The sequence below is a fragment of the Neorhizobium alkalisoli genome (genome assembly GCF_007829835.1).
Classification (GTDB): domain Bacteria; phylum Pseudomonadota; class Alphaproteobacteria; order Rhizobiales; family Rhizobiaceae; genus Neorhizobium.
In genome coordinates, this window is sequence record NZ_VIWP01000001.1 from 1,052,230 (window position 1) to 1,074,189 (window position 21,960).

The 21,960-nt window shown below is 60.7% G+C and carries 22 protein-coding genes; 17 read left to right on the forward strand and 5 right to left on the reverse strand.

Annotated elements, in window-relative coordinates; genetic code table 11:
• Window positions 1–28 precede the first annotated feature (28 nt).
• The gene (locus tag FHW37_RS04630; protein ID WP_145633118.1) at window positions 29–1,264 is read right to left on the reverse strand and encodes an ABC transporter substrate-binding protein; all 1,236 of its coding nucleotides are present in this window, start codon (window positions 1,262–1,264) and stop codon (window positions 29–31) included.
• Between the two features lie 145 nt (window positions 1,265–1,409).
• Here FHW37_RS04630 and FHW37_RS04635 point away from each other — a divergent pair, with 145 nt between their 5' ends.
• A complete protein-coding gene (locus FHW37_RS04635; protein ID WP_145633120.1) occupies window positions 1,410–2,339 on the forward strand; it encodes a helix-turn-helix domain-containing protein in 930 nt (309 codons plus the stop codon).
• Window positions 2,340–2,463: 124 nt separating this feature from the next.
• On the opposite strand, the gene FHW37_RS04640 is transcribed toward FHW37_RS04635, so the two are convergent.
• Together FHW37_RS04640 and FHW37_RS04645 are read right to left on the reverse strand one after the other, a co-directional pair.
• On the reverse strand, window positions 2,464–4,179 hold the full coding sequence (locus FHW37_RS04640; protein WP_145633123.1) for an extracellular solute-binding protein: 1,716 nt from the start codon (window positions 4,177–4,179) through the stop codon (window positions 2,464–2,466).
• Between the two features lie 70 nt (window positions 4,180–4,249).
• Entirely contained in the window at window positions 4,250–5,176 is a 927-nt protein-coding gene (locus tag FHW37_RS04645; RefSeq protein ID WP_186458139.1) for an NAD(P)-dependent oxidoreductase, read from the reverse strand.
• 347 nt (window positions 5,177–5,523) lie between these two features.
• Between FHW37_RS04645 and FHW37_RS04650 the strand changes: the two genes are divergently transcribed.
• The 16 genes from FHW37_RS04650 to FHW37_RS04725 all read left to right on the forward strand — a co-directional run bounded on the left by FHW37_RS04650 (window position 5,524) and on the right by FHW37_RS04725 (window position 19,742).
• Window positions 5,524–6,657 carry an ABC transporter substrate-binding protein gene (locus FHW37_RS04650; RefSeq protein WP_246690663.1) on the forward strand — a complete coding sequence of 378 codons (1,134 nt, stop codon included), beginning with the start codon at window positions 5,524–5,526 and terminating at the stop codon, window positions 6,655–6,657.
• Between the two features lie 65 nt (window positions 6,658–6,722).
• A complete protein-coding gene (locus tag FHW37_RS04655; RefSeq protein ID WP_145633133.1) occupies window positions 6,723–8,213 on the forward strand; it encodes a sugar ABC transporter ATP-binding protein in 1,491 nt (496 codons plus the stop codon).
• A gap of 9 nt (window positions 8,214–8,222) precedes the next feature.
• The gene (locus FHW37_RS04660; protein ID WP_145633135.1) at window positions 8,223–9,188 is read left to right on the forward strand and encodes an ABC transporter permease; all 966 of its coding nucleotides are present in this window, start codon (window positions 8,223–8,225) and stop codon (window positions 9,186–9,188) included.
• A complete protein-coding gene (locus tag FHW37_RS04665; RefSeq protein WP_246690664.1) occupies window positions 9,188–10,171 on the forward strand; it encodes an ABC transporter permease in 984 nt (327 codons plus the stop codon). Before FHW37_RS04660 ends, FHW37_RS04665 begins: the two co-directional genes overlap by 1 nt.
• Before the next feature lie 12 nt (window positions 10,172–10,183).
• Entirely contained in the window at window positions 10,184–10,975 is a 792-nt protein-coding gene (locus FHW37_RS04670; RefSeq protein WP_145633138.1) for a glucose 1-dehydrogenase, read from the forward strand.
• A gap of 37 nt (window positions 10,976–11,012) precedes the next feature.
• Complete coding sequence (locus tag FHW37_RS04675) at window positions 11,013–11,780, forward strand: SDR family NAD(P)-dependent oxidoreductase (RefSeq protein ID WP_145633140.1); 768 nt, start codon at window positions 11,013–11,015, stop codon at window positions 11,778–11,780.
• Window positions 11,781–11,795: 15 nt separating this feature from the next.
• On the forward strand, window positions 11,796–12,869 hold the full coding sequence (locus FHW37_RS04680) for a 2,3-butanediol dehydrogenase (RefSeq protein WP_145633143.1): 1,074 nt from the start codon (window positions 11,796–11,798) through the stop codon (window positions 12,867–12,869).
• A 2-nt stretch (window positions 12,870–12,871) separates the two neighbouring features.
• Complete coding sequence (locus tag FHW37_RS04685; RefSeq protein WP_246690665.1) at window positions 12,872–13,639, forward strand: SDR family NAD(P)-dependent oxidoreductase; 768 nt, start codon at window positions 12,872–12,874, stop codon at window positions 13,637–13,639.
• Between the two features lie 17 nt (window positions 13,640–13,656).
• Window positions 13,657–13,941 carry a YciI family protein gene (locus tag FHW37_RS04690; RefSeq protein ID WP_145633149.1) on the forward strand — a complete coding sequence of 95 codons (285 nt, stop codon included), beginning with the start codon at window positions 13,657–13,659 and terminating at the stop codon, window positions 13,939–13,941.
• The gene (locus FHW37_RS04695) at window positions 13,938–14,951 is read left to right on the forward strand and encodes a Gfo/Idh/MocA family protein (RefSeq protein WP_145633152.1); all 1,014 of its coding nucleotides are present in this window, start codon (window positions 13,938–13,940) and stop codon (window positions 14,949–14,951) included. The genes FHW37_RS04690 and FHW37_RS04695 overlap by 4 nt, the downstream gene beginning before the upstream one ends.
• A 10-nt stretch (window positions 14,952–14,961) precedes the next feature.
• The gene (locus FHW37_RS04700) at window positions 14,962–15,945 is read left to right on the forward strand and encodes a zinc-dependent alcohol dehydrogenase (RefSeq protein WP_145633154.1); all 984 of its coding nucleotides are present in this window, start codon (window positions 14,962–14,964) and stop codon (window positions 15,943–15,945) included.
• Window positions 15,946–15,949: 4 nt separating this feature from the next.
• On the forward strand, window positions 15,950–17,008 hold the full coding sequence (locus FHW37_RS04705) for an SDR family oxidoreductase (RefSeq protein WP_145633157.1): 1,059 nt from the start codon (window positions 15,950–15,952) through the stop codon (window positions 17,006–17,008).
• A gap of 24 nt (window positions 17,009–17,032) precedes the next feature.
• Entirely contained in the window at window positions 17,033–17,914 is an 882-nt protein-coding gene (locus tag FHW37_RS04710) for an intradiol ring-cleavage dioxygenase (protein WP_145633160.1), read from the forward strand.
• A 10-nt stretch (window positions 17,915–17,924) separates the two neighbouring features.
• A complete protein-coding gene (locus tag FHW37_RS04715) occupies window positions 17,925–18,992 on the forward strand; it encodes a maleylacetate reductase (RefSeq protein WP_145633163.1) in 1,068 nt (355 codons plus the stop codon).
• Window positions 18,993–18,999: 7 nt separating this feature from the next.
• Window positions 19,000–19,455, forward strand: coding sequence for a DMT family transporter (locus tag FHW37_RS04720; protein WP_186458140.1), 456 nt, complete (start codon window positions 19,000–19,002; stop codon window positions 19,453–19,455).
• Between the two features lie 2 nt (window positions 19,456–19,457).
• Entirely contained in the window at window positions 19,458–19,742 is a 285-nt protein-coding gene (locus tag FHW37_RS04725) for a YciI family protein (RefSeq protein WP_145633169.1), read from the forward strand.
• A 365-nt stretch (window positions 19,743–20,107) separates the two neighbouring features.
• Here the strand turns inward: FHW37_RS04725 and FHW37_RS04730 are convergent, their stop codons facing one another.
• Both FHW37_RS04730 and FHW37_RS04735 read right to left on the reverse strand, forming a co-directional pair.
• Entirely contained in the window at window positions 20,108–20,908 is an 801-nt protein-coding gene (locus FHW37_RS04730) for an ABC transporter ATP-binding protein (RefSeq protein WP_145633172.1), read from the reverse strand.
• A 20-nt stretch (window positions 20,909–20,928) separates the two neighbouring features.
• Window positions 20,929–21,957, reverse strand: a complete 1,029-nt coding sequence (locus FHW37_RS04735) for an ABC transporter substrate-binding protein (protein WP_145633175.1) — start codon at window positions 21,955–21,957, stop codon at window positions 20,929–20,931.
• Window positions 21,958–21,960 lie beyond the last annotated feature (3 nt).

The following is a 21,960-nucleotide window of genomic DNA, read 5'->3' on the forward strand; positions in this document are numbered from 1 at the left end:
ACTGCGCCCGGTCTTCTGGGAGGAAGCGTTATTTGTAGACGCGGGTTCGGACCTTATCGAGCCGCTGCAGGATGGCGTCGATCTTGTCCGGCTTGACCATGAATTCCTGGAAGCCTTCCATGCCGGCCTTAGCCATTTCGGCATTGGCGTCGCGGTCGTAGAACTGGGCAAGGCCTTGTGCGTCGGAGAGCATGGTGAAGCCCGCTTCGAGGAAGACGTCCTTCGGCTTTTCCGCCTGGTTGTTGACCGGCAGCTGGCCGAGCGTCGCATTCATCGTCGACTGTGCCTGCGGCGAGCCGACATAAGCCAGGAATTTCTTGGCGTCTTCCTTGTTCTTGGCCTTGGCCGGAATGTGGAAAGTGTCGGTCGGCGCTTCTTCAGCCCGCGGCAGGCCGGGGGTGATTTCCGGGAAGGGAAGGAAGCCGATCTGTTCTTCCTTCAGCCCGCCGTCCTTCATCGTGGCAACGGCGAAATTGCCCATCAGATACATGGCGGCCTTGCCCTGGACGAGCTGCGGAACCGCATCCTGCCAGTCGATCGCGGCGTGGTTCTCGATGAAGTAACCGGGCTTGACCAGCTCGGCCCATTTCTCGAACACGGCCTTCACCTTGGGATCGGTATAGGGGATCTTGCCGGCGGTCAGGTCCATGTGGAACTGGTAGCCGTTGACGCGAAGATCGAGATAATCGAACCAGCCGCCGGTCGGCCACAGCGCCTTGGTGCCGATCGTGAACGGCGTGATTCCGGCAGCCTTCAGCTTGGCGCTGGCGGCGATAAGCTCTGCCCAGGTCTTCGGCGGTGTAATGCCCTTTTCGGCGAAAATGTCCTTACGGTAATAGATGCCCCACTGGTAGTAAGTGTAGGGCATGCCCCATTTCTTGCCGTCGATCGTCATCGAGGGAACGGCGGCCTTCAGCTGCTGGTCGTAGCCATTGGCCGACCAGACATCGCTGACATCGGCAAACAGGCCTGCCTTTACGAAGGGCTCCATGCGGTTGCCGGCATACCAGGCAACGACGTCAGGTGCATCGGCGGTCAAAAAATTGCGGATCGCGGCCTTGTAGCCTTCGTGGTCGAAATTGTTCCACTTGACCTTGATATCGGGATTGGCCTTCTCGAAGGCGGCGATCAGATCGCCCATTGCCTTTTTCGGCACCGGATCCGAATGGTCCGAATTGATGGTGATTTCGCCCGCGAAAACCGATGGCGCAATCAGAAAAGTCGACAATACGAGGCCAAGCAGCCTCTTCTTTGCAACGGTCATCTGTTCCTCCCTTATGACCATCGGTAATCTGATGAAGTTACAGATTTCACCCCTACCGATCGAGCTCCTCCAGCCCATCTTGATGTTCTGCCACAAACCCGTAGAGTTCCACCGTTTTTGAGGGAAAGTTTTCCGGGATCCTAAGATGGATAAGGTCGCAGCACCCGTTTCGCAGGACGAATCCGTTCCGGCGCATCCCGATCTCGATCCGCGGCATCCGCTTGTCGTGTTCGGCGACCACCGTTTCTGTGCCGGCGAAACGCTCGTCGTGCAGCGCATGCCCGGCCCGCATATGCACAGCCAGATCGAGCTGAATTTCCTTCTTAATGGGCAGATGACCTATTGGTTCGACGGGCGTGAACTGACGATCGGCGCGGGGCGCCTCTGCCTTTTTTGGGGCATGGTTCCGCATCAGGTGACGGATATCGAAAAGGATACGCGGTTCGTCTGCCTCTATGTTCCGATGTCCGTCTTTCTGGGGCTCGCCAATCTCAGCCAGTTCCGCGACGCCGTCTTTCGCGGCGCGGTGATCGAAGCGACCGTTATCAGGCCTTTCGACCAGGATATTTTTCTCAGATGGCGCGAGGAGCTTCTGCAGGGCGACGAGGGGCTGACCGAAATCGTTCGAAGCGAGCTGACGGCCCGGGTTCTCAGGATCGAGCGGGAAGGCTGGCGTGATCTTCGCGAGCATGCGCCGGCCATTGCCGGTCTCTCGTCAAAGGACAGCGGCCGCGCCGGACATGTCGAGCAGATGCTGCGTTTCATCGCCGAACACGCGCTTGAGGATATCTCCGTCGATCACGTCGCGCGCGATGTCGGCCTTCATCCGAACTACGCCATGAACCTGTTCAAGCGGGCGGTCGGCCAGACGATGAACCAGGCAATCGCCCGCCACCGGCTGGATACCGCACGTTCGCTTCTGATCTCGACAGACATGTCGATCACAAACGTCGCCTTCGAATCTGGCTTCGGCTCGGTCTCGCGTTTTTATGAAGCCTTCACCGCCCGTTTTGGCGATCGGCCATCTGCGTTTCGTCGCAGGATGCAGGCGAAGGCGGATGCACGGGGCGAATAAGTTGCCGAGTGCAGCGAACGTAGCACCGAATGCCGATTTTCTCTGATGTGTCGGACGGGAACATGCAGGAAATCGATTGGAGCATTGACCCTTCGAGATGGGGGACCGCGGCGGAGTGGAGGCTTCAAAGGCTTGCGGATCGCCTCGGCGCCATCTTCCGCAAGGTCTGATTGATTTTCGTTGCGGCCAGGCTGAGGGCTTCCCGGTCATCGACAACACCGCGCAATGCGTCGTGGATCGCAGTGCCGAGAATGCTTTCGATGACCGAATATTGCGGGATGTTGGGCCGTTGCCAGGTATGGAGCAGGCCCTTTTTCGCCAGCTGGTCGACGAAGCGCACGATCGGCGAGCTGGCGGCAGCTTCCGGATCGGCGCTTACGGAAAAGCGCGGCGCCACCGGAAAACCGTTTTTGACATGCGCCTTCATCGCTTCCCGCGACGCCATCCAGGCGATCGCGTCTGCAGCCAGTTCGACGCGTTCGTCGGGAAGATTGCTCGGGATGCAGAATAGAAAACCGCCGATCGGCGACGCTCTCGTGCCGCCCGGCCCGGCCGGCTGCGGCAGGTATTCGACCCTTCGCTTGACGACCGACTGGACGTCGTATTCGAAGCGGGCCGTACGCATCGTCCAGAAATAACCAAGGCTGGCGCGCCCTTTCAGGAACACTTCGAGGGCCTGATCCCAGGCCATGTCGAGAATGTTCGGCGGCGAAATCTCCATCAGCCGGCGCATGTAATCGAGTGCGGCAAATCCTGCATCGGAGAGGATGGAACAGGCCAGTTCGTCGGGATCGACGCCGTCGAGGGTAAAGCCGGTGCGGGTTTTTCTCATCGAAATGGCGGGTTGGCCGCAGGCGCCCAGAAAGAACAGAAAGCTCGATGCGATCGGCATGCCGCGGGCACCGTCCCAGACGGCGCCGAACATGCCGTTTGCCGGCGAATGAAATCGTCGGCCGGCAGCGATCACCTCGTCGAAGGTTTTGGGAAAAGGCAGTTCGGCATCGGCAAACAGATCCTTGCGGGCCGCAAGGATCTCGATCGTGCAATAACCGGGAACACCATAATCCTTGCCGGACCAGTTGGCGGTGGACCAGATCGACGGATGAAAGTCGAGCGGATTGATGCCGGTCGTCTGGATATAGGGGTCTATCGGCCGGACGATGGCGTTTTCGGCAAATTCGCCTAGCCACGGCATGTTGATGGCGATGACATCATAGTCGGATACCGGCTTGGCAGCATTTTCGCGCGCCCGGTTATAGAGGTCCGGCAGGGGCAGAAGATCGAAATTCTTGCTCGAGGCGAGGTTGTTGCGAAAGTCCGCCCACATGTTGCGCATGGCGGAGAAATAATTGTCGTCGTTCAGGAGAAAACGCAGCTCGATCTGCGATTCCGCCCGCTTCTGGACGAGACGCATCGGCGGAATGATCTGCGAGCCGAGCGGTGTTCCGCCAAAATAATATTCGTCCTCTTCCTCGCCGGCCCTGAGACCGAGCGTCTGGGCGAGCAGGGATTTGGTCTTGCGGGCATACCCCTGGAAGGATCGCATCAGCGTCTCGCTCGGCTGCAGCGAAAAGCTCTTGCCCGTCTTGCCGCGGGGAACACGCAGCACCGATCCGTCCTCGATCATGCGGTTGATCAGCCGCATGGCGGTCGCATAGGGGAGGCCGCTTTCTTCCGCGAGCGTCGAGATCGTCACAGTCTGGCTGAGAATGTGCGAGCGGATCAGGAAGGTCACCACCCTCCAGACCGCATCCTCTTCGGCCGGTTCTATCACCTGCCTGAAGGGTTGGCGCGTCTTCTCCAGAAAATCGATGACGCGCAGCATTTCATATTCGTTCACGTCGGCCTCCCCACCGTCGCGTCGGTCTTGCCCGCGAGACTAGCCGGGACGGGCTGCCATGACGAGAGGATTATACCGCCTTCAAAGCCGGGCCTTTCGGCTCCTGATCCTTGGAAAGTCCGGCAAGGCGTTCATACTGTTCGAACAGCACGAAAAAGTCCTTTTCCGCCAGGCCTTCGGCATAAGCGGCCTCATATTGCTGGCGGATCATCGAGGCCAGATACATCGGCACGTGGTCGGATTTGGCAGCGCCGAGGATCAGGTCGAAATCCTTCATCATCTGCGACACCGAAAAGGCCGGATCGAAATTGCGTTTCACCAGAAGATCGCGCTTGTAGCCGATCAGCGGTGAGGCAACGGCGCTCTCGCAAATGACGCTCAGCATCGTCTCGACCGAGAGATTGCCCTTCAGCCCGAGGGTCAGCGCCTCGCCAAGCAAGGCCGATGTGGCGCCAACCAGCGCATTGAGCACCAGTTTGAGGTAACGGGCCTCCTCGTTCTGGCCGAGGTAGAATTGCCGGGATGCGAAACATGCCAGCACCGGCTCGATCTCCCGATAGGCGCTTTCCGGTCCGGACACCATGACCGACAGGCTTCCGGCCGATGCCGTGCTGGTGCTGCCCGAAACCGGCGCCCTGAGATAGGCAATGCCCTTCGCGCCCAGTGCTTCATGCAATTCGACGGATATTTCGGGCGAGACGGTGCTCATCTCGATCAATATCTGGCCCTTCTGCATGACGTCGGCCAAGGCGCCCTGCGCCAGCACGAGGCTGCGCAGCACCGCATCATTCGGTATCGTCAGCACGATGGCGTCGGAGGCCGCGGCCAGTTCTTCCAGCGAGTGGGCGACATTCGCCCCCTCGGCAACAATGGTGGCGCGATTTTCCGGCAAGGGTTCGAAAACCGTCAGCGCGTAACCAGCCTCCAGCACGCGTCGGCTCATGGGCGCGCCCATCTTGCCGATCCCCGCCCATCCTATCCTCATGCGATCGTCCATCGTCTGCCTCCCTTTCGGGCCAGGGCATTCCTGATCCGAAGCTTTCATGTCCAACACGGGAAAATCGGCGACCATTCGGTGCCGATCTGCAGGAAATGCCTGTCTCCTCCCATGCGTGCAGTATGACAACTCGCAAATAGAAAGGGCGCTCTAAAATATCCATTTCGGATAATTATAGGTTTGTCGAAACTCACTTTTATCCTTTAGCTTTCCAATCGGATCGCACGGCGTTTCCTGTGGGAGGAATACCGGATGCATATTGTCTATTCAACGCGCAACTTTGAGTGTTGCGTGATGAGTACTTTATTGCACTGCAAAAATTCTGAATAAATGGAGGAGGAATGACAATGAAGGCTAAGAAAATTCTCTCGGTTGCCGCGATATTACTTTTCGCCGGCACCTCGATCGGCAGCGCGGATACCTACAAGGGTGTCCCAAGGACGTTCCTGTTCAATCCCTCGATGGATGTCTGCTTGAAGGACACTGCCGAATACAAAAAGAACGGTCCCTACGTCATCGGTTTCTCGAATGCCGGCCTCGGCGACAGCTGGCGCGTGGTCATGCTGCATTCGATGGAAAAGGCAGCGGCCGAGCATAAGGACCAGATCAAGCAACTGCTGATCACCGATGCCGGTCATGACGATGCCAAGCAGGTATCCGACATTCAGGACCTGACCTCGCGCGGCGTCGATCTGTTGATCGTCAGCGCCAACACGGAACAGGCGGTCGATCCTGCCGTGACGCGGGCGATGGAGCAGGGCATTCCGGTGGTGATGGTCGATCGGCGTGTCTCGTCCGACAATTTCGTCACCTTCGTCACCGCATCCGACGCGATGATGGGGCGGCTGTTCGCGCAATGGATCGTCGAGAAGCTCAACGGCAAGGGCAATATCGTGATCCTTGGCGGCCAGGCCGGATCAAGCCCGAACGAGCAGCGCGTCAAGGCGGCGATGCAGGTGCTCGACCAGTATCCCGACATCAAGATCCTCGACACGGTCTATTCGGACTGGAGCCCGGTCAAGGGCAAGCAAGTGATGCAGGCCGTCATCGCCAAATACGGCAAGAACATCAATGCCGTCCTGTCGACGCACGGGCTGCAGACGCCGGGTTCGATCGAGGCTTTCCTCGAAGCCGGCTTCAAGCCCGGCGAAATTCCGCCGCACACCACATCGGATGTCAACGGACCGATGCAGTTGGCGCTGAAGAACAAGGTGCCGATGCTGGAAGTCGGTTATCCGCCAGCCATGGGTGGCACGGCGATCCAGGTGGCGCTCAACGTGCTGGGCGGCAAGAAGGTCCCCTGCACCTACGAGATCAACGCCCAGATCGCCACGACCGACGGCGACGAGACGCCCTCCATCCGGCCTGACCTGCATATCAAGGACATGGTCATGCCGAACGCACCGCCGGACATGCTGGTCACCGGCGGCATGGGCCCCGACTACAATCCGTCGACCTTCAAGATCGACTACCCGCAATAAGTCCTCCCAGGACCCGGCGGAGCAATTCGGTTCCGCCGGAAGCCGGACGTGTTGAGGAGGATCACATGTTATCGCTCAAGGGCATCCATAAATCTTTTCCGGGCGTGAATGCGCTGACGGATATGAACCTCGACGTGCGTTCGGGGGAAATCCACGCCCTCGTTGGCGAAAACGGTGCCGGAAAATCGACTCTAACCCGTATCATCGCTGGTGTGCACCAGCCGGATTCAGGGGAGCTGTCCTTTGATGGTCGCGCGGTCCGCTGGTCGTCGCCGGGAGAAGCGAAAAAGGCCGGTATCCACGTCATCTACCAGGAATTCGTGCTGTTTCCGCACTTAAGCGTCGCGGAGAACATCTATATCGGTCACGAGAGGCGCAATCGCCTGGGTTTTGTCGACCACCGTCGCACGCGCCGGGATGCGGCCGAGCTCCTGGCTCGCTTCGGCCTCGACATGGATCCGGCAGCACTCGTGCAGGATCTTTCGGTCGCCGACCAGCAGATGGTCGAGATCGCCAAGGCGCTCGTGCATGACGTCAAGCTTCTGATCCTCGACGAACCTACTGCCGTGATCTCCGGGCCGGAAGTGGACGTGCTCTTTCGCCGCCTCCGCTCCCTGCGCGATGCCGGTGTCGCGATCGTCTATATCTCTCATCGTCTCGAAGAGATTTTTGCACTCTGCGACCGCGTCACCGTTCTGAAGGACGGGAAATATGTGGCAACGCGCGAGATCGGTGCGGTCAATCGCGACGACCTGATCTCCCTGATGGTCGGCCGTTCGCTGTCCGATCTCTTTCCGCCGCGCCGCAAGCGTAGCGATGAAGGCGAAGTCGTCCTCGATGTTCGCGGCATCAACGTCCCCGGCCGGGTTCACGATGCCTCGATCACCCTTCGTGCCGGCGAGATCACGGGCCTCGCGGGCATGGTCGGTGCCGGCCGTTCGGAACTCGCCTTCGCGATTTTCGGGGCGCTGAAGACATCCGCAGGGCAGGTTCTGCTGCGGGGGCGCGACATTTCCAATGTCACGCCTGCCCGGGCCATCCGCGAGGGCATCGGCCTTGTCACCGAGGACCGCAAGGGGCAGGGGTTGGCCATGCAGCTGGATATCGCTGCCAATGTCACGGCCTCGACGATTTCAGAAGTATCCCGTTTCGGCCTTATCGACCGCCGCAGGGAGGAAGAGATTGCCCGCGGCGAGATTGCCAATTTCCGCATCGCCTGCCGTGGGCCGGCGACCTCCGTCTCGCTGATGTCGGGTGGTAATCAGCAGAAGGTCATCGTCGCCCGCTGGGCACGAACCAGCACCGAGGTGTTGATCCTCGACGAACCGACGCGCGGCGTCGATGTCGGCGCCAAGGCCGAGATCTACCGGATCATCCAGGAACTGGCCGATCGCGGCATTGCCGTCCTGATGATCTCCTCGGAACTGCCCGAGATCGTCGGCATGTCCGACCGCGTCGTGGTGATGCGGGAAGGGCATATCGTTGGAGAGCTTTCCTCCGCCGAAATCAGCGAGGAGGCCGTAATCGGCCTCGCCACTCATCAATCCGCGGCGTGAGGTAAAACAATGACCGTCCAGTCTTCATCCCTTCGACGCTTCTTTCGGGGATCCCAGGTCGGCCTCTTTGTCGTCATCGGCCTGCTCATCCTGCTGTTCGTCATCGGCGTTTCGGTTTCGGATCGTTTTGCGACATCGCGCAACATCCTCAATGTCTATGAACAATCGACCGGTCTTGCGTTGGTCAGCCTCGGCCAGACGCTGGCGATCCTGACCGGTGGTATCGATCTTTCCGTCGGCTCGATCATCAGCCTTTCATCCATGCTGACCTCCGGCCTGATCAACGGCAATCCGTCCATGGTGCTGCCTGTCATTGCAGGCGTGCTTCTGATCGGCATCGTGATTGGCGCGATCAATGGCGGCATCATCACCGTCACCGGCGTACATCCGCTGATCGTCACGCTCGGCACCGGCGCTATCCTGCAGGGCATCACGCTCCTTTACGGGCTTGGCCCGACCGGCAAGGTGCCGCGCGGTTTCGATTATTTCGCCTATGGCCGCCTTCCGGCAGGGTTTTCCGTCGGGGCGACATTCGCACTTGTTGTTTTCCTTCTGGCAGCCTTCCTGCTGCGCAATACGAGAACCGGCCGGCATATCTACGCGGTGGGCGATGATCCGCATGCAGCAACGCTGATGGGCCTGCCGACCCGGCGCGTCATCATGCTCGTCTATATCCTCTCCGGCTTTTTCGCCTCGCTGACGGCCATCTATCTGGTCAGCCGGTTCGGCGTCGGCCAGCCCTATACCGGCGCCAACTATACACTGTCGTCGATCACGCCGGTCGTCGTTGGCGGCACGATGCTCGCCGGTGGCCGCGGCGGGGTGCTTGGTACGCTGCTCGGCGTCTATCTCGTCTCGCTTCTGAACAACCTTCTGAATTTCCTCGATGTCTCGACCCATTTCCAGCTCGTCGCGCAGGGTCTGGTGATCATCGCGGCCGTGTCCCTTTATGTCGAGAAGCGGAGGATCGCTTGATGACGATGGCAAAAGCAAACCAGGCGGCGCCGGTGCCGCGTGCTTCCCTGACCGCTCGTGCGCCCGATTTCGTCCGCAGCTACGGGATCTTCATCTTCCTCATCGCTGCGATCGTCGTCACCTTCGCGATCAGCCCGGCCTTTCTCAGCGGTGCCAATGTCTCGAACATGCTGATGCAGCTTGCGCCGCTCGGCATCGTGGTGATCGGCCAGACGTTCGTGGTTCTTGTCAGGGGACTGGATCTCTCCGTCGCCTCGGTCATGGCAACGGCGGCGGTGATCGCCACCAGTTTCGGCGGCCAGAACAGCGATGCGGCGCTGATCTTCCTTGCCTGTATCGGCATGGGGGCAGCAACCGGCCTTGCCAACGGCCTGTTGGTCACGAAGCGCAATGTCTCGCCGTTCCTGGCAACGCTTGCGATGATGATCGTGCTGCAGGGCCTGCGCTTTGCCGCCACCCAGGGCGCGCCGTCAGGCAATATTCCCTCGCTGTTCCGCCAGCTCGGATCGGCGACCCTGTCGGGCATGCCCTATAATCTTCTGGTGATGATCGTCGTGGCGATCCTGTTCGGGATCCTGCTGCACCGCTCGGCCTTCGGCCGCAGGGTTTATATCACCGGCGGCAATCCGGTCACCGCGCGCCTTGTCGGCATTGCAGCCGATCGCGTCACCATCCTCTGTTACGTCATCTGCGGTTCGCTCGCAGCGCTTGCCGGCCTCATTCTGTCCGGTTTCGTCGGGGTCGTGGATAATTTCGTCGGGCGCGGTTTCGAGCTCGATTCCATCGTTGCGGCCGTGATGGGCGGCGTTGCCCTCTCGGGCGGTCGCGGCTCCATTGCAGGTGCCCTGGCGGGAGCGACCATTCTCGTCGTTCTCTCCAATGCCGTCGTCATGGTCGGCATGCCGGTTCAGCTTCAGATCATCGTCAAGGGTCTGGTGATCATCATTGCCGCGAGCCTCTACGTTCGTCCGGCACGCGCATAAGTCTGGGAGGAAATGAAAGTGCATTTGGTTGAAAACAAGGTCGTCATCGTTACCGGTTCGGGGCGTGGCATCGGTGCTGGCATCGCTGCCGATCTCGCCGAAAAGGGCGCAAAAGTCGTCGTCGCGGATCTCAATGCCGACGGTGCCCGGCAGGTGGTCACCGCGATCCGGAACAATGGCGGCGAAGCCCATGCCGCTCAGGTGGACGTATCCGACCGGCAGAGCGTCAAGGCACTGATCGCCGAGGCCGTTGCCCGTTACGGCCGGCTGGATGTGATGTTCAACAATGCCGGCATCAGCCAGACCTGCCCTTTCCTCGACGTCACCGACGAGGATTTCAATCGCATCATGAAGATCAACGGGCTTGGTGTGCTGATCGGCACGCAGGAGGCGGCCCGGCAGATGATCGCCCAGGGTGGCGGCGGCAAGATCGTCAACACCGCGTCGATCGCCGGCAAACAGGGATATCCGCTGTTTGCCCATTATTGCGCATCGAAATTCGCCGTCGTGGCGATCACGCAGGCGGCGGCGAGGGCGCTTGCCGAGCACAAGATCACGGTCAACTGCTTCGGCCCCGGCGTCGTTGCGACGGAACTCTGGCAGCAGCTGGATCGGGAGTTCATGGACCACGGCCTGACCTCGAAGCCGGATCAGGCGATCAACGAGTTTTCGCAATCCATCCTGCTCGGCCGCGTTTCGGTGCCGAAGGATATTACCGGCGTCACCAGCTTTCTGGCGTCCGCGGCATCGGACTACGTCACCGGCCAGACGGTGATGGTCGATGGCGGCATGGTGCTGATCTGAGACATATCTGGCAGGACTATAAGGGAGGAGACTTATCGTGACACGTTTGGCAGGCAAGGCGGCAATCATCACCGGTGGCAGCACGGGCATAGGCGAGGCGACATGCCATCGCTTTGCGGAGGAAGGGGCGAAGGTTGCGATCTTCGACGTCAGCGAGGAACACGGCGCCCGTGTTGCGCAGGCGATCAACGACAATGGCGGCGAGGCGGTGTTCTACCGTGTCGACGTTTCCCGCGAGGAAGACGTGGCGCCGGCAATCGAAAAGGTTACCCAGACCTGGGGCAAGCTTGATATCCTCGTCAACAATGCCGCCATCACCGGCGCCAACAAGCTCGCCCACGAAGTGTCCGTCGATGAGTGGGACCGCGTATTTGCGATCAACGTACGCGGCGTCTTCCTCTGCACCAAACATGCCGTGCGGCCGATGATGAAGGCGAAAGTGGGGTCGATCGTCAATTTCTCGTCGATCTATGGATTGATCGGCAATGACGATCTGCCGCCCTACCACGCCACCAAGGGCGCCGTTCTGTCCATGACCAGGACGGATGCCGTCTGCTACGCGCCGCATGGTATCAGGGTCAATGCCGTCCATCCGGGTTCGACCAAGACGCCGCTTTTCATGAAGGCCGGCGAGACCTATCCCGGCGGCCTCGACCACTATCTCGACATGATGAAATCCAAGCACCCGCTGACGCTCGGCGAACCGGTCGACGTCGCCAACTGCGTGTTGTTTCTTGCTTCCGACGAAGCCCGCTTCGTCACCGGCTCAAGCCTTGTCTGCGACGGCGGTTACACGGCCCAATAATTTGAGGATATGAGAATGAAAGCGGTCAGATATTACACGAAAAAGGATATTCGAGTCGAAGACGTGCCGGCCCCGAGCGGGCCGCTCGGCGACGATATGGTTCTGATCGAACCTCTGGTCTGCGGCATCTGCGGCACCGACCTGCATGAATATATCGCCGGACCGATCGTCACGCCGGCCACCCCACATGTCTATTCCGGCGCAATCCTGCCGCAGATCCTCGGGCACGAGTTTTCCGCCCGGGTTCTGGAAGTGGGCCGCAATGTCACGCATGTAAAACCCGGATCGCGCGTTTCGATCCAGCCGCTGATTTCGCCGCGCGACGATTATTACGGCAGGCGCGGCCTGTTCCACCTCTCGGAAAAGATGGCCTGCGTCGGTCTTTCCTGGGATTGGGGCGGGATGGGCGAACGGGCGGTGGTCAATGGCTACAACGTCTTCCCGGTACCGGACAGCGTTTCGGATGTACAGGCAGCGATGATCGAGCCGGCTGCCGTGGCGCTCTATGGCGTCGACCGCGGCGGTGTCACGAGCGGCAGCAGTGTTCTCGTCTCCGGCATGGGACCGATCGGTGCGCTCGTACTGCTCGCCACCAAGGCGGCCGGTGCGACGACGATCTTCGTCTCCGAACTCAACCCCAACCGTCGAGCTCTGGCGCAAAGGCTGGTTCCGGAAGCGATCGTTTTCGATCCGCGCGAAACGGATGCCGAAAAGCTTTTCCGCGACAAGACCGAGGAAGGCGTCGGCGTCGATGTGGCGCTCGAATGCGTCGGGGCGGAAGCCTCGCTCAATCTCTGCGCCAGAGCGGTGCGCCGCCAGGGGACGGTCGTGCAGGTCGGCCTGCATGTCAAACCGGCGGCGATCGACGCCATGCTCTGGGCATTGAAGGACATCACCGTCGAGGCGACCTGGTGTTATCCGGTGCAGATCTGGCCACGGATTGCCGAGATGATCGGTGCCGGCATTTTCCCGGTCGAAAAGATCGTCACCGCGGAAATCGCGCCCGAGGATGTCGTCGAAAAGGGTTTCGAGGCGCTTCTCGATCCGGCCGCCTCGCATATGAAAATCCTCGTCAACATGAAGTCATGACCATGGCAAACCCTTTGGACATGAGCGGCCGCAGGCTGCTCGTCACGGGCGGGGCAGGCGGGATCGGGCGGGCAACCTGCCGCTATCTCGCTTCGCTCGGTGCCACCGTCATCGTGGCGGACCGCGACGGCAGCGTGGAGGGCGTCCGCGACGAGATCCGCGCGGCTGGCGGTTATGCGGAGAGCGTGACCTTCGATGTTGCCGACAAGAACTCGATCGATGCGGCCGCGGATGCTCTTCACGAACGGTTCGGCCCGCTCGACGGCGTGTTTGCCAATGCGGGCATGTCCTATGAGCGCGCCGCCGTCGATCATACGGCCGACGATTGGCGCCGGGTGATGTCGGTCAATCTCGATGGCGTCTTCTGGACGGTCACGGCCTTTGCCAAACCCATGATTGCCGCCGGCAAGGGAGCGGTCGTCATGACGGCATCGATTGCCGGCGTGAAGGCGGTCCGCCCCGAATTGCATGTCGGTTACGACGTGTCGAAGGCAGGTGTCGCGCATATGTGCCGGGTACTCGCCGCCGAATGGGCCAAGTCGGGTGTCCGCGTCAATGCGGTCGGCCCGGGTTATACCGATACGCCGATGCTGGCCGAAGTCGGCCGCACCCAGCCTGCCGTGATGCGGCAATGGCTCGACGACACGCCGATCGGCCGCCTCGTGCAGCCGGACGAGATCGCAGCGGCAGTCGCATTTCTTCTCTCCGGCGCTGCAAGCGGAATAACGGGCCATTTGCTGATGGTCGATGGCGGCTATTCGATCGCCTGAACAGGAAAGGAATATCCATGCATTACATCGTTCATTGCCTCGACCACGAAGGCGCGGTCGAAAAGCGGCTGGCCAATTACGAAGCCCATAAATCCTATCTTGGCAGCGCCGGCATGAAGACCGTGATTTCCGGCCCGCTTCTCGCCGATGATAACGAGACCATGACCGGCTCGCTTTTCGTGTTGGAAGCGGACAGCAAGGAGGCCGTTGTCGCCTTCAATCAGGCCGATCCGTTCACCAAGGCGGGCGTCTGGAAGACGGTCAGCATCCATCCTTTCAACAAGCGGGTGGACAATCGATGACCATGATCGAGGAAAAACCCGTCATTGCCGCGCTGGTCGGGCTCGGCTGGTGGGGCCGCAAAATGGCGAGCCTCGTGAATGCGGGCGGCGCCGAAATGCATTTCGTCCGTGGCGTCGATCCCAATCCGGAGGCACAAGCTTTCGCCGAAAGCATGGGGCTGCAGTTTTCCGCGGATCTCGAGGAGGCGCTCAGGGATCCGAATATCGAGGCCGTTGTGCTCGCGACGCCGCACTCGCTGCATCAGGAGCAGATCGCCCGGGTCGTGGCGGCCGGCAAGCATGTCTTCTGCGAAAAGCCGCTCGACCTGACGCGGGCCGGCGCCGAGGCTTCGGTCAAACTGTGCGAGGCGGCCGGTATCGTGCTGGGCATGGGTCACGAGCGCCGCTTCGAACCGCCTATCGCCGAAATCCTTGCGGCTGCAGAAAGCGGCCGGCTCGGCCGGCTTCTGCAGATCGAGGCGAATTTCAGCCACGACAAGTTTCTCAATCTCGACCCTTCGAACTGGCGGCTGAAGGCAGATCAGGCACCGGCCGGCGGCATGACTGCGACCGGCATCCACCTGACCGACCTTTCGGTGAAGCTGATGGGGCCGGCGGCCGATGTGCGGGTCGTCTGCGAAAACCTCGCGTCGAAGATCCCGCAGGGCGATACGATGAGCGCCCATGTCCGCTTTGCGGGTGGCGGTTCGGCCTATGTTTCGGCAACGCTCGCGACGCCGTTCATCTCCCGCTTTGCCATCTTCGGTACGCTCGGCTGGATCGAGGTGCGGGACAAGGCGCATGTCGAAGCGCCCGATGGCTGGGTGGTGACGGAAGGCTGGAAGGACAAGCCGATCACCATTCGCGAAGTCGCGCCTGCGGAACCCGTGCGCGACAACCTGCGCGCCTTTGCGCGCGCCGTCCGGGGCAAGGAAACCTATCCGATCACCGGCAATGACATGATCAACAATATCGCCCTGCTCGAAGCGATCGTTCGCTCCGCGCAATCGGGCGCGCTGGAAAAAGTCTGAGGAGGAGACAATGAAGGCACTGGTTTTCGAAGCACCGGAGCGGCCGGTCATCATCGATGCGGTTATGCCGGAAATCTCTCCCAACGAGGTTCTGGTGCGGACCAAGGCAGTCGGCATCTGCCATTCCGACTACGAGCTGCTGGCCGGGCGCTACATCATCCCGATCGCCTATCCCGTCACCCCCGGGCATGAATGGAGCGGCGAGATCGTCGAAGTCGGCCGCAATGTCACCGGCTTTGCCAAGGGCGACCGTGTTGTGGGCGAATGCGTGGTGCGCACGCCCGAGCGGTTGCATCATTTCGGCTTTTCGCTGAGCGGCGCCGACCGCGAGTTTTTTGCGGTCAATCCGGAATGGCTGCATAAGCTGCCGGATGCAGTGGACGACAAGAAGGCGGCGCTGATCGAGCCTTTCACCTGCGGATTTTATGCCGTTCTGCGGTCCGGCGGTACCAATGCCAGCGAGACGGTCGTTGTTTCCGGCGGCGGCACGATCGGGCTTGTTTCGGCGGCCGCGGCCATCGGCATGGGCGCGCGCGTCATCGTCGTCGACCCGCTGGCGGCCCGGCGTGACGTGGCATTGAAGCTCGGTGCCGACAGCGTGATCGATCCTAGCGATGGCGGGGCTGTAGACAGGATCAGAGAGCTGACGGGTGGGCATGGCGCGGATCTCGTCGTCGAGGCATCCGGTCACGATGCGTCTTTGGCATCCGCCTTTGATTATGCCCGCGAAGAAGGGCGTGTCTCGATGGTCGGCATTAATATCGGCAGAAAGGTGCCGGTCGTGCTTGGCCAGATCCAGATGAAGAACCTGACCGTACGCGGCTGCATCGGTTCGCCCGGCGTCTGGCCTGCGGCAATTCGTTTTCTTGAGCGGACCGGGCTTGATCTGTCGCCGATCCAGACCCACGACTTTGCATTGACGGAAGCGGTCGAGGCGTTCGCCTTCGGCCAGGACCCGACAAGAAGTATCAAGATAACTCTTTTGAATGGTTGATATCATGAACAAACACGCGCTGATCGTCGGTGCGACCGGCATTGCCGGAAGCAATCTGGCTGAACTTTTGCTGGCTGAAGGAGGCTGGGACGTTACCGGCCTTTCCCGCAGCATCAGCCCGATCGCCGGCGTCCGCACGCTTTCCTGCGACCTCACCGACGCGGCTTCCGTCGCGACCGCGCTTTCGCAGGAAAAACCCTCGCATGTCTTCATCACCGCCTGGGCACGCCAGGCGACGGAGGCGGAAAATTGCCGCGTCAATGGCGGCATCGTCCGCAATGTGCTTGACGCGCTGAAGGGGCGGGGCGTCCAGCACGTGGCACTGGTGACCGGTACGAAACATTATCTCGGCCCGTTCGAAGCCTATGCCAAGACGGCGCCGGAAACGCCGTTCCGCGAAGAGCAGGCGCGGCTTCCCAACGAGAATTTCTATTACGTGCAGGAAGACGAGATTTTTGCCGCTTCCGAGCGCGAAGGCTCGACCTGGTCGGTGCACCGGCCGCATACATTGATCGGTTTTGCTGTCGGCAATGCGATGAACATGGCTGCCACGCTCGGTGTCTATGCCGAGATCTGCAAGGAAACCGGCTCGAAATTCGTGTTCCCCGGTTCCCTGCAGCAATGGGAGGCGGCAACTGACGTCACCGATGCGCGCATTCTGGCAAAACATCTGAAATGGGCGGCGACAACACCGGCAGCCGCCAACCACGCCTTCAATGTCGTGAATGGCGAGATTTTTCGCTGGAAATGGCTCTGGCCGCGGCTGGCTGCCTATTTCGGTATCGAGGCCGCCGAATATCCCGGCAAGCCGGAGCCTTTGGAGACGCGCCTTGCGGATGCCGGGCCGGTCTGGGACGAGATCGTGCGAAAGCATGGGCTTGAAAACAATCCGCTCTCCCGCGTCGCATCCTTCTGGCACACGGATGCCGATCTCGGGCGCGAGGTGGAAACCTTCAACGACATGGGCAAGAGCCGCAAATTCGGTTTCATGGATTATCAGGACACCCTGACATCCTTCACCGATGCTTTCGACCGGCTGCGGGCCGCACGCATCATTCCTTGAGGCGAAGAGGGAGGAGGACACAAGATGAACGCACAGCTCGGCAAGACAACGGCGCCGGTCGGTTATTTCACCGAAGATAACTCGATCGACGCCGTCAATGCACGGATGGGACAGGATGTCAGCCCGCGCCTTGCGACGGTAATGGCATGTCTCGTCAAGCACCTGCATCTTTTTGCGCGCGAGATCGAGCTGACGCAGGAGGAATGGGATTTCGGCATCGATTTCCTCACCCGAACCGGCCAGATCTGCACGCAAGAGCGGCAGGAATTCATCCTGCTTTCCGATACGCTTGGCCTGTCCATGCTGGTCGATGCGATCAACAACCGCCGGCCGGAAGGGGCGACTGAAAACACGGTTTTTGGCCCCTTCCATGTCAATGGCGCTCCGGTCCGAAAGATGGGCGACGAGATCTCTTTCGATGGCAAGGGCGAAAGCTGTCTGTTCATCGGCCGGGTCCTCGATCTCGACGGCAAGCCGGTGGAAGGCGCGCGGATCGATGTGTGGTCCGACAATGCCGATGGCTATTACGATGTGCAGCAGCCGGACATTCAGCCGAAATGGAACAACCGGGGCGTCTTCATCACCAGTGCCGACGGCCATTACAGCTTTGTCGGCATCAAGCCTGTGTCCTATCCGATCCCAGACGACGGTCCGGTCGGGCAGATGCTGGGCAAGCTGGGGCGGCATCCGTATCGGCCGGCGCATATGCATTACATGGTGCGGGCGGACGGTTTCCAGAAACTGGTGACCCACACCTTTGTCGGGGGCGATCCCTATCTCACTTCCGATACGGTTTTCGGGGTGAAAAAGACGCTGGTGGCACCTTTCGAGCGTGTCGAGGGAGGCAGTACCACTTGGCGCTCCGACTTCGACTTCGTTCTCGCCCGGCCGAACGAGACGCGATAGGAGAGTGACGGTGGACGGTTTCGTTTATAACGGCAATCCCGGTCGCGTCATCTTTGGCAGTGGGACGGTTTCCCGCCTTGGCGAAGAGGCCGAGAAGCTCGGAGCAAGCCGGGTTCTGGTGCTTTCGACGCCGGAACAGGCGGGCCAGGCGCAAGCGATTGCCGGCAATCTCGGCAAGCGTTTCGCAGGGCTCTATCCGAATGCACGCATGCACACGCCTACGGATGTCACGGCAGATGCCATGCGTCTGGTCGAGACGCTCGGCGCAGATGCGGTGGTTTCGATCGGTGGCGGATCGACGACAGGTCTTGGCAAGGCCATCGCCTTCAGGACCGACCTGCCGCAGATCGTCGTGCCGACAACCTATGCCGGATCCGAAGCGACCCCCATTCTCGGCGAAACGGAAAACGGGCGGAAGGTGACGAAATCCGATCCGCGCATCCTGCCGGAGGTCATCCTCTATGACGTCGAGCTGACCATGACGCTTCCGGTCGCGCTTTCCGTCACCAGCGGCATGAATGCCATCGCCCACGCGGTGGAGGCACTTTATGCGCGCGAGGCAAATCCGATCATCTCGCTGATGGCTGAAGAAGGGATTGCGGCGCTGGCACGGGCGTTGCCGGCAATCAAGACCGATCCCGGCGATGTTACGGCACGTTCGGATGCGCTTTACGGCGCATGGCTTTGCGGCGTCTGCCTCGGCTCGGTCGGCATGGCGCTGCATCACAAGCTCTGCCACACGCTGGGCGGCATGTTCAACCTGCCGCATGCGCCGATGCATACGGCCGTTCTGCCGCATGCCGTCGCCTATAATGAGGCCGCAGCGCCGGTTGCCATGGCAAGGCTGGCAAAAGCGCTCGGCGTGACGGATGTGGCCGAAGGGCTCTACGATCTCGCTGCCGGTCTGGGTGCCTCGATGGCCCTCAAGGATCTCGGCATGCCGGAAGATGGCGTGCGGCCTGCCGTCGAGCAGGCAATGTCGAATGCCTATTGGAACCCGCGGCCGCTCGACCGCGAGGCCCTCGAAACGCTGATCGGGCGCGCCTATGCCGGGACGCGGCCAGGGGCCGGATCGTGAGGGCGGCATGAACCTGCAATTTCTGCTGGTCGTGCTGGCTGCAATCGCGGCCGGTGCGGCACAAGGCACCCAGGCGGTCTATAACGCCGCCATTGCAAAGGCGATCGGCGGCGTTCTGCCGGCGGCGCTGATCTCGATGCTGGTTGCAGCCGCGATCCTCTTTACGATCATGCTGGTCCGGCAAACGGCTTTTCCGAGTTTTGCCGTTCTGCAAGCAAACGCGCCCTATCCGTTGTTTATCGGTGGTGCCTGCGGTGCCATCATCCTGATGGGCGTGCTGACCTCGGTACCGGTTCTCGGAAGTGCTGCCGTCATCGTTCTTTTCATCTTCGGCCAGCTGGCCGCTTCCATCACGCTCGATCATTTCGGCGCGATCGGTCTCGTCCAGCATCCGGTTTCGGTCCTGCGCCTTGTCGGCCTCGCCTGCGTGCTGGCCGGCGCGGTGCTGGTGATAAAGGGGTAAAAATGCTTGCAATCCGCATCACCACCAACGACCCCGAGAAGGCTCATCTGAGGCCGGATTTCATCGAGGCGCACAAGAGCCATTTGCGCTCCGGGGCAATCAACATCGTCATGTCCGGCCCGCTGAAGACTGATGGCAACGAGCCCGGCGGCGCCGTGATCGTCGCCGAGGTTGAAGATCTCAGCGCCTTTGCCCGCTTCAGTGCCGAAGACCCGTTCGTTCGGGAGGGGATCTATCAGGACGTCCGCATCGTGGAATGGGCCGTCACGATCGATAATCGCAGATGATCGATTCTGCTGTCTAGGCCATAGTTCGAGGAGACATCCGTAAGTCGGCAGGAGGTGGCCGACCTATCGGAAAGGGAGGAATAACAATGAAGTTGATTAGGCTCGGTTGCCTGCGCATAGCCGGCTGGCTCGAAGATCTTGGTGCAGCGCACAGCATCCACGATCGGGAGTTTGTGTTTGCATCCCCGGGTGCGCCATTTCTATTGCCTCGCCGGGGATATGCGGCGAGGGTTGCCAGGACTGCGAAGCCTGCGGTTTCGCCAGAGGCCGAGCGAGAGTCGAAATTTTAGCGCAGGGGATCGGCCAGCCTCCGCTCATCCACATCCCGCAAAATAACAAATGACGCTGATGGCAGAAGTCTGCCATCAGCGATGGATCACGCCCAAACGGGCAAAGTGATCGTATATCCTCTTCGAAAAGGCCGAGAGTTCCGGTTCTTCGCCCAGAGAGACGGGGCGGGGGCGGGGAAGGTCGATCTGGATCTCGTCCACGACCTGACCCGGGGATGGCGCCATGACCAGTACCCGATCACCAAGTCCGACCGCTTCCTCGACGCTATGCGTGATGAACAGGACCGTTGGACGCTCGGTCATCCATAGCTGCTCGAGATCGTGGCGAACCTGCACGCGGGTGAGCGCGTCCAGCGCACCGAAGGGTTCGTCCATGAGAAGGACGGCCGGTTTCAGCACCAGGGCGCGTGCGAGTGATACGCGCTGGCGCATGCCGCCCGACAGCTGGCTCGGATACCTGTTCGCCGCCTTCGTCAGCCCGAGGCGCTCGAAGAGTTCATTGGCACGCTTCCTGATCGGCTCCAGCGGAAGGCCGCGGATAACGCCCTGAAGAAGGACGTTATCCATTGCCGTTCTGAATTCGAGCAGAAGGTGATCCTGGAAGGCGATCCCGACATCGGTCAGGGCTCCCGAGAGAGGTTTTCCTTCGACGCGGATCTTTCCGCTCGAAGGATGCATGAGACCGGCCACCATCAGCATCAGCGTGCTTTTCCCGCAACCGCTAGGCCCCACGACGGATACGAACTCGCCGGGCTTGATGTCGATTGTCGTCGGGCGGAGAGCTTCGAACGCACCGAATTTCTTGCCGACCTCCTCGATCTCGATCCTGACACCGCTGAGTTCGCTGATTGGGTCTATTTTCTGTAATGCTTGCATGGCGGACAGCTTCATCTCTCTCAGTTCAGGGGGCAGGGGCGAAGGTCGGCTTCCGGCGGAAGGAAATCGTAGGTGTAATAGCTCTTCGCGTCCTTGTCGGCGGGCAGCATCCCGATCTTGCCGAGAATGCTGACGGTGTCGGTCCACTGTTCCGGCGTCGCCTTTCCGACGAACTTGGCGCGGTTGACGCACATCAGGTATTTCGTGGCTTCGAGCTGGGCGGGAGCCTGTTCTTCGGAGGCGTCAGGGAACAGTTCCTTCATGGCAGCGACTGCTGCCTTGGGATCGTCGATCGCCGCATACCAGCCCTTGAGGCTTGCAGCCACGAACGCCTTTGCCTGTTCTGGGTTCTTCTCGAGATAGCTCTCGGAAGCGATGATCGAAGTCGAAACGGTCGGTGCGCCATTGTCGATGAACGGGAAGTCCACCGTTTCAGCTCCGAGATTCTTCAGCTGGATCGCGAAGAAATCGATCGAGCCCAGGATCGCATCGACCTGGCCCTGCAGGAGCGCGGCAACCATTGACTCCTTCGGCATGTTGACCTGCTTGATGTCGTTTGCGGTCAGGTTGTTTGCAGCCAGCACCAGCGGGAACATCGCGGCCTGGGATCCACCGTTGGGGATCGCGACGGACTTGCCCTTGAGATCCTTGACGGAGGCGATGCCCTTGCCCTTGAGCGCGCTGATCTGGTTCGGATTGCCCTGCAGGATGGTTGCGAGGACCTTGATCTTTGCTCCCTCGGAAACCAGCTTCATGACCGGCGCTGCATCTGCAAAGCCGATCTCGGCCTTGCCGCTGGCGATCAGCTGGGCGGTGATCTGAGAGCCGTTGCCGGGCTCGATCTTCACGTTCAGGCCCACATCCTTGTAAAAGCCCTTCTTCACCGCCAGCTCGTAGCCCGCATTGAAGCCGGCGGCCGGGTAGTTGAGCCAGAATGTCAGTGGCTTTTCCTGAGACTGGGCGGGCAATGAAGTGCCCAGCAGGGTCGCGCCGGTTACCGTCACAAGCGCAAGCGCTTCGAGTATTCTTGAAAGCCTAAGCGATTTCATCTT

Excerpts from the sequence above, each read along its gene's own strand:
- FHW37_RS04700 (WP_145633154.1), top strand. The coding sequence starts at position 14,962 with ATGAAGGCACTGGTTTTCGAAGCACCGGAGCGGCCGGTCATCATCGAT.
- FHW37_RS04635 (WP_145633120.1), top strand. The coding sequence starts at position 1,410 with ATGGATAAGGTCGCAGCACCCGTTTCGCAGGACGAATCCGTTCCGGCG.
- FHW37_RS04725 (WP_145633169.1), top strand. The coding sequence starts at position 19,458 with ATGCTTGCAATCCGCATCACCACCAACGACCCCGAGAAGGCTCATCTG.
- FHW37_RS04650 (WP_246690663.1), top strand. The coding sequence starts at position 5,524 with ATGAAGGCTAAGAAAATTCTCTCGGTTGCCGCGATATTACTTTTCGCC.
- FHW37_RS04720 (WP_186458140.1), top strand. The coding sequence starts at position 19,000 with ATGAACCTGCAATTTCTGCTGGTCGTGCTGGCTGCAATCGCGGCCGGT.
- FHW37_RS04690 (WP_145633149.1), top strand. The coding sequence starts at position 13,657 with ATGCATTACATCGTTCATTGCCTCGACCACGAAGGCGCGGTCGAAAAG.
- FHW37_RS04685 (WP_246690665.1), top strand. The coding sequence starts at position 12,872 with ATGGCAAACCCTTTGGACATGAGCGGCCGCAGGCTGCTCGTCACGGGC.
- FHW37_RS04665 (WP_246690664.1), top strand. The coding sequence starts at position 9,188 with ATGACGATGGCAAAAGCAAACCAGGCGGCGCCGGTGCCGCGTGCTTCC.
- FHW37_RS04695 (WP_145633152.1), top strand. The coding sequence starts at position 13,938 with ATGACCATGATCGAGGAAAAACCCGTCATTGCCGCGCTGGTCGGGCTC.
- FHW37_RS04660 (WP_145633135.1), top strand. The coding sequence starts at position 8,223 with ATGACCGTCCAGTCTTCATCCCTTCGACGCTTCTTTCGGGGATCCCAG.
- FHW37_RS04630 (WP_145633118.1), bottom strand. The coding sequence starts at position 1,264 with ATGACCGTTGCAAAGAAGAGGCTGCTTGGCCTCGTATTGTCGACTTTT.
- FHW37_RS04655 (WP_145633133.1), top strand. The coding sequence starts at position 6,723 with ATGTTATCGCTCAAGGGCATCCATAAATCTTTTCCGGGCGTGAATGCG.
- FHW37_RS04730 (WP_145633172.1), bottom strand. The coding sequence starts at position 20,908 with ATGCAAGCATTACAGAAAATAGACCCAATCAGCGAACTCAGCGGTGTC.
- FHW37_RS04680 (WP_145633143.1), top strand. The coding sequence starts at position 11,796 with ATGAAAGCGGTCAGATATTACACGAAAAAGGATATTCGAGTCGAAGAC.
- FHW37_RS04735 (WP_145633175.1), bottom strand. The coding sequence starts at position 21,957 with ATGAAATCGCTTAGGCTTTCAAGAATACTCGAAGCGCTTGCGCTTGTG.
- FHW37_RS04670 (WP_145633138.1), top strand. The coding sequence starts at position 10,184 with ATGAAAGTGCATTTGGTTGAAAACAAGGTCGTCATCGTTACCGGTTCG.
- FHW37_RS04705 (WP_145633157.1), top strand. The coding sequence starts at position 15,950 with ATGAACAAACACGCGCTGATCGTCGGTGCGACCGGCATTGCCGGAAGC.
- FHW37_RS04710 (WP_145633160.1), top strand. The coding sequence starts at position 17,033 with ATGAACGCACAGCTCGGCAAGACAACGGCGCCGGTCGGTTATTTCACC.
- FHW37_RS04645 (WP_186458139.1), bottom strand. The coding sequence starts at position 5,176 with ATGGACGATCGCATGAGGATAGGATGGGCGGGGATCGGCAAGATGGGC.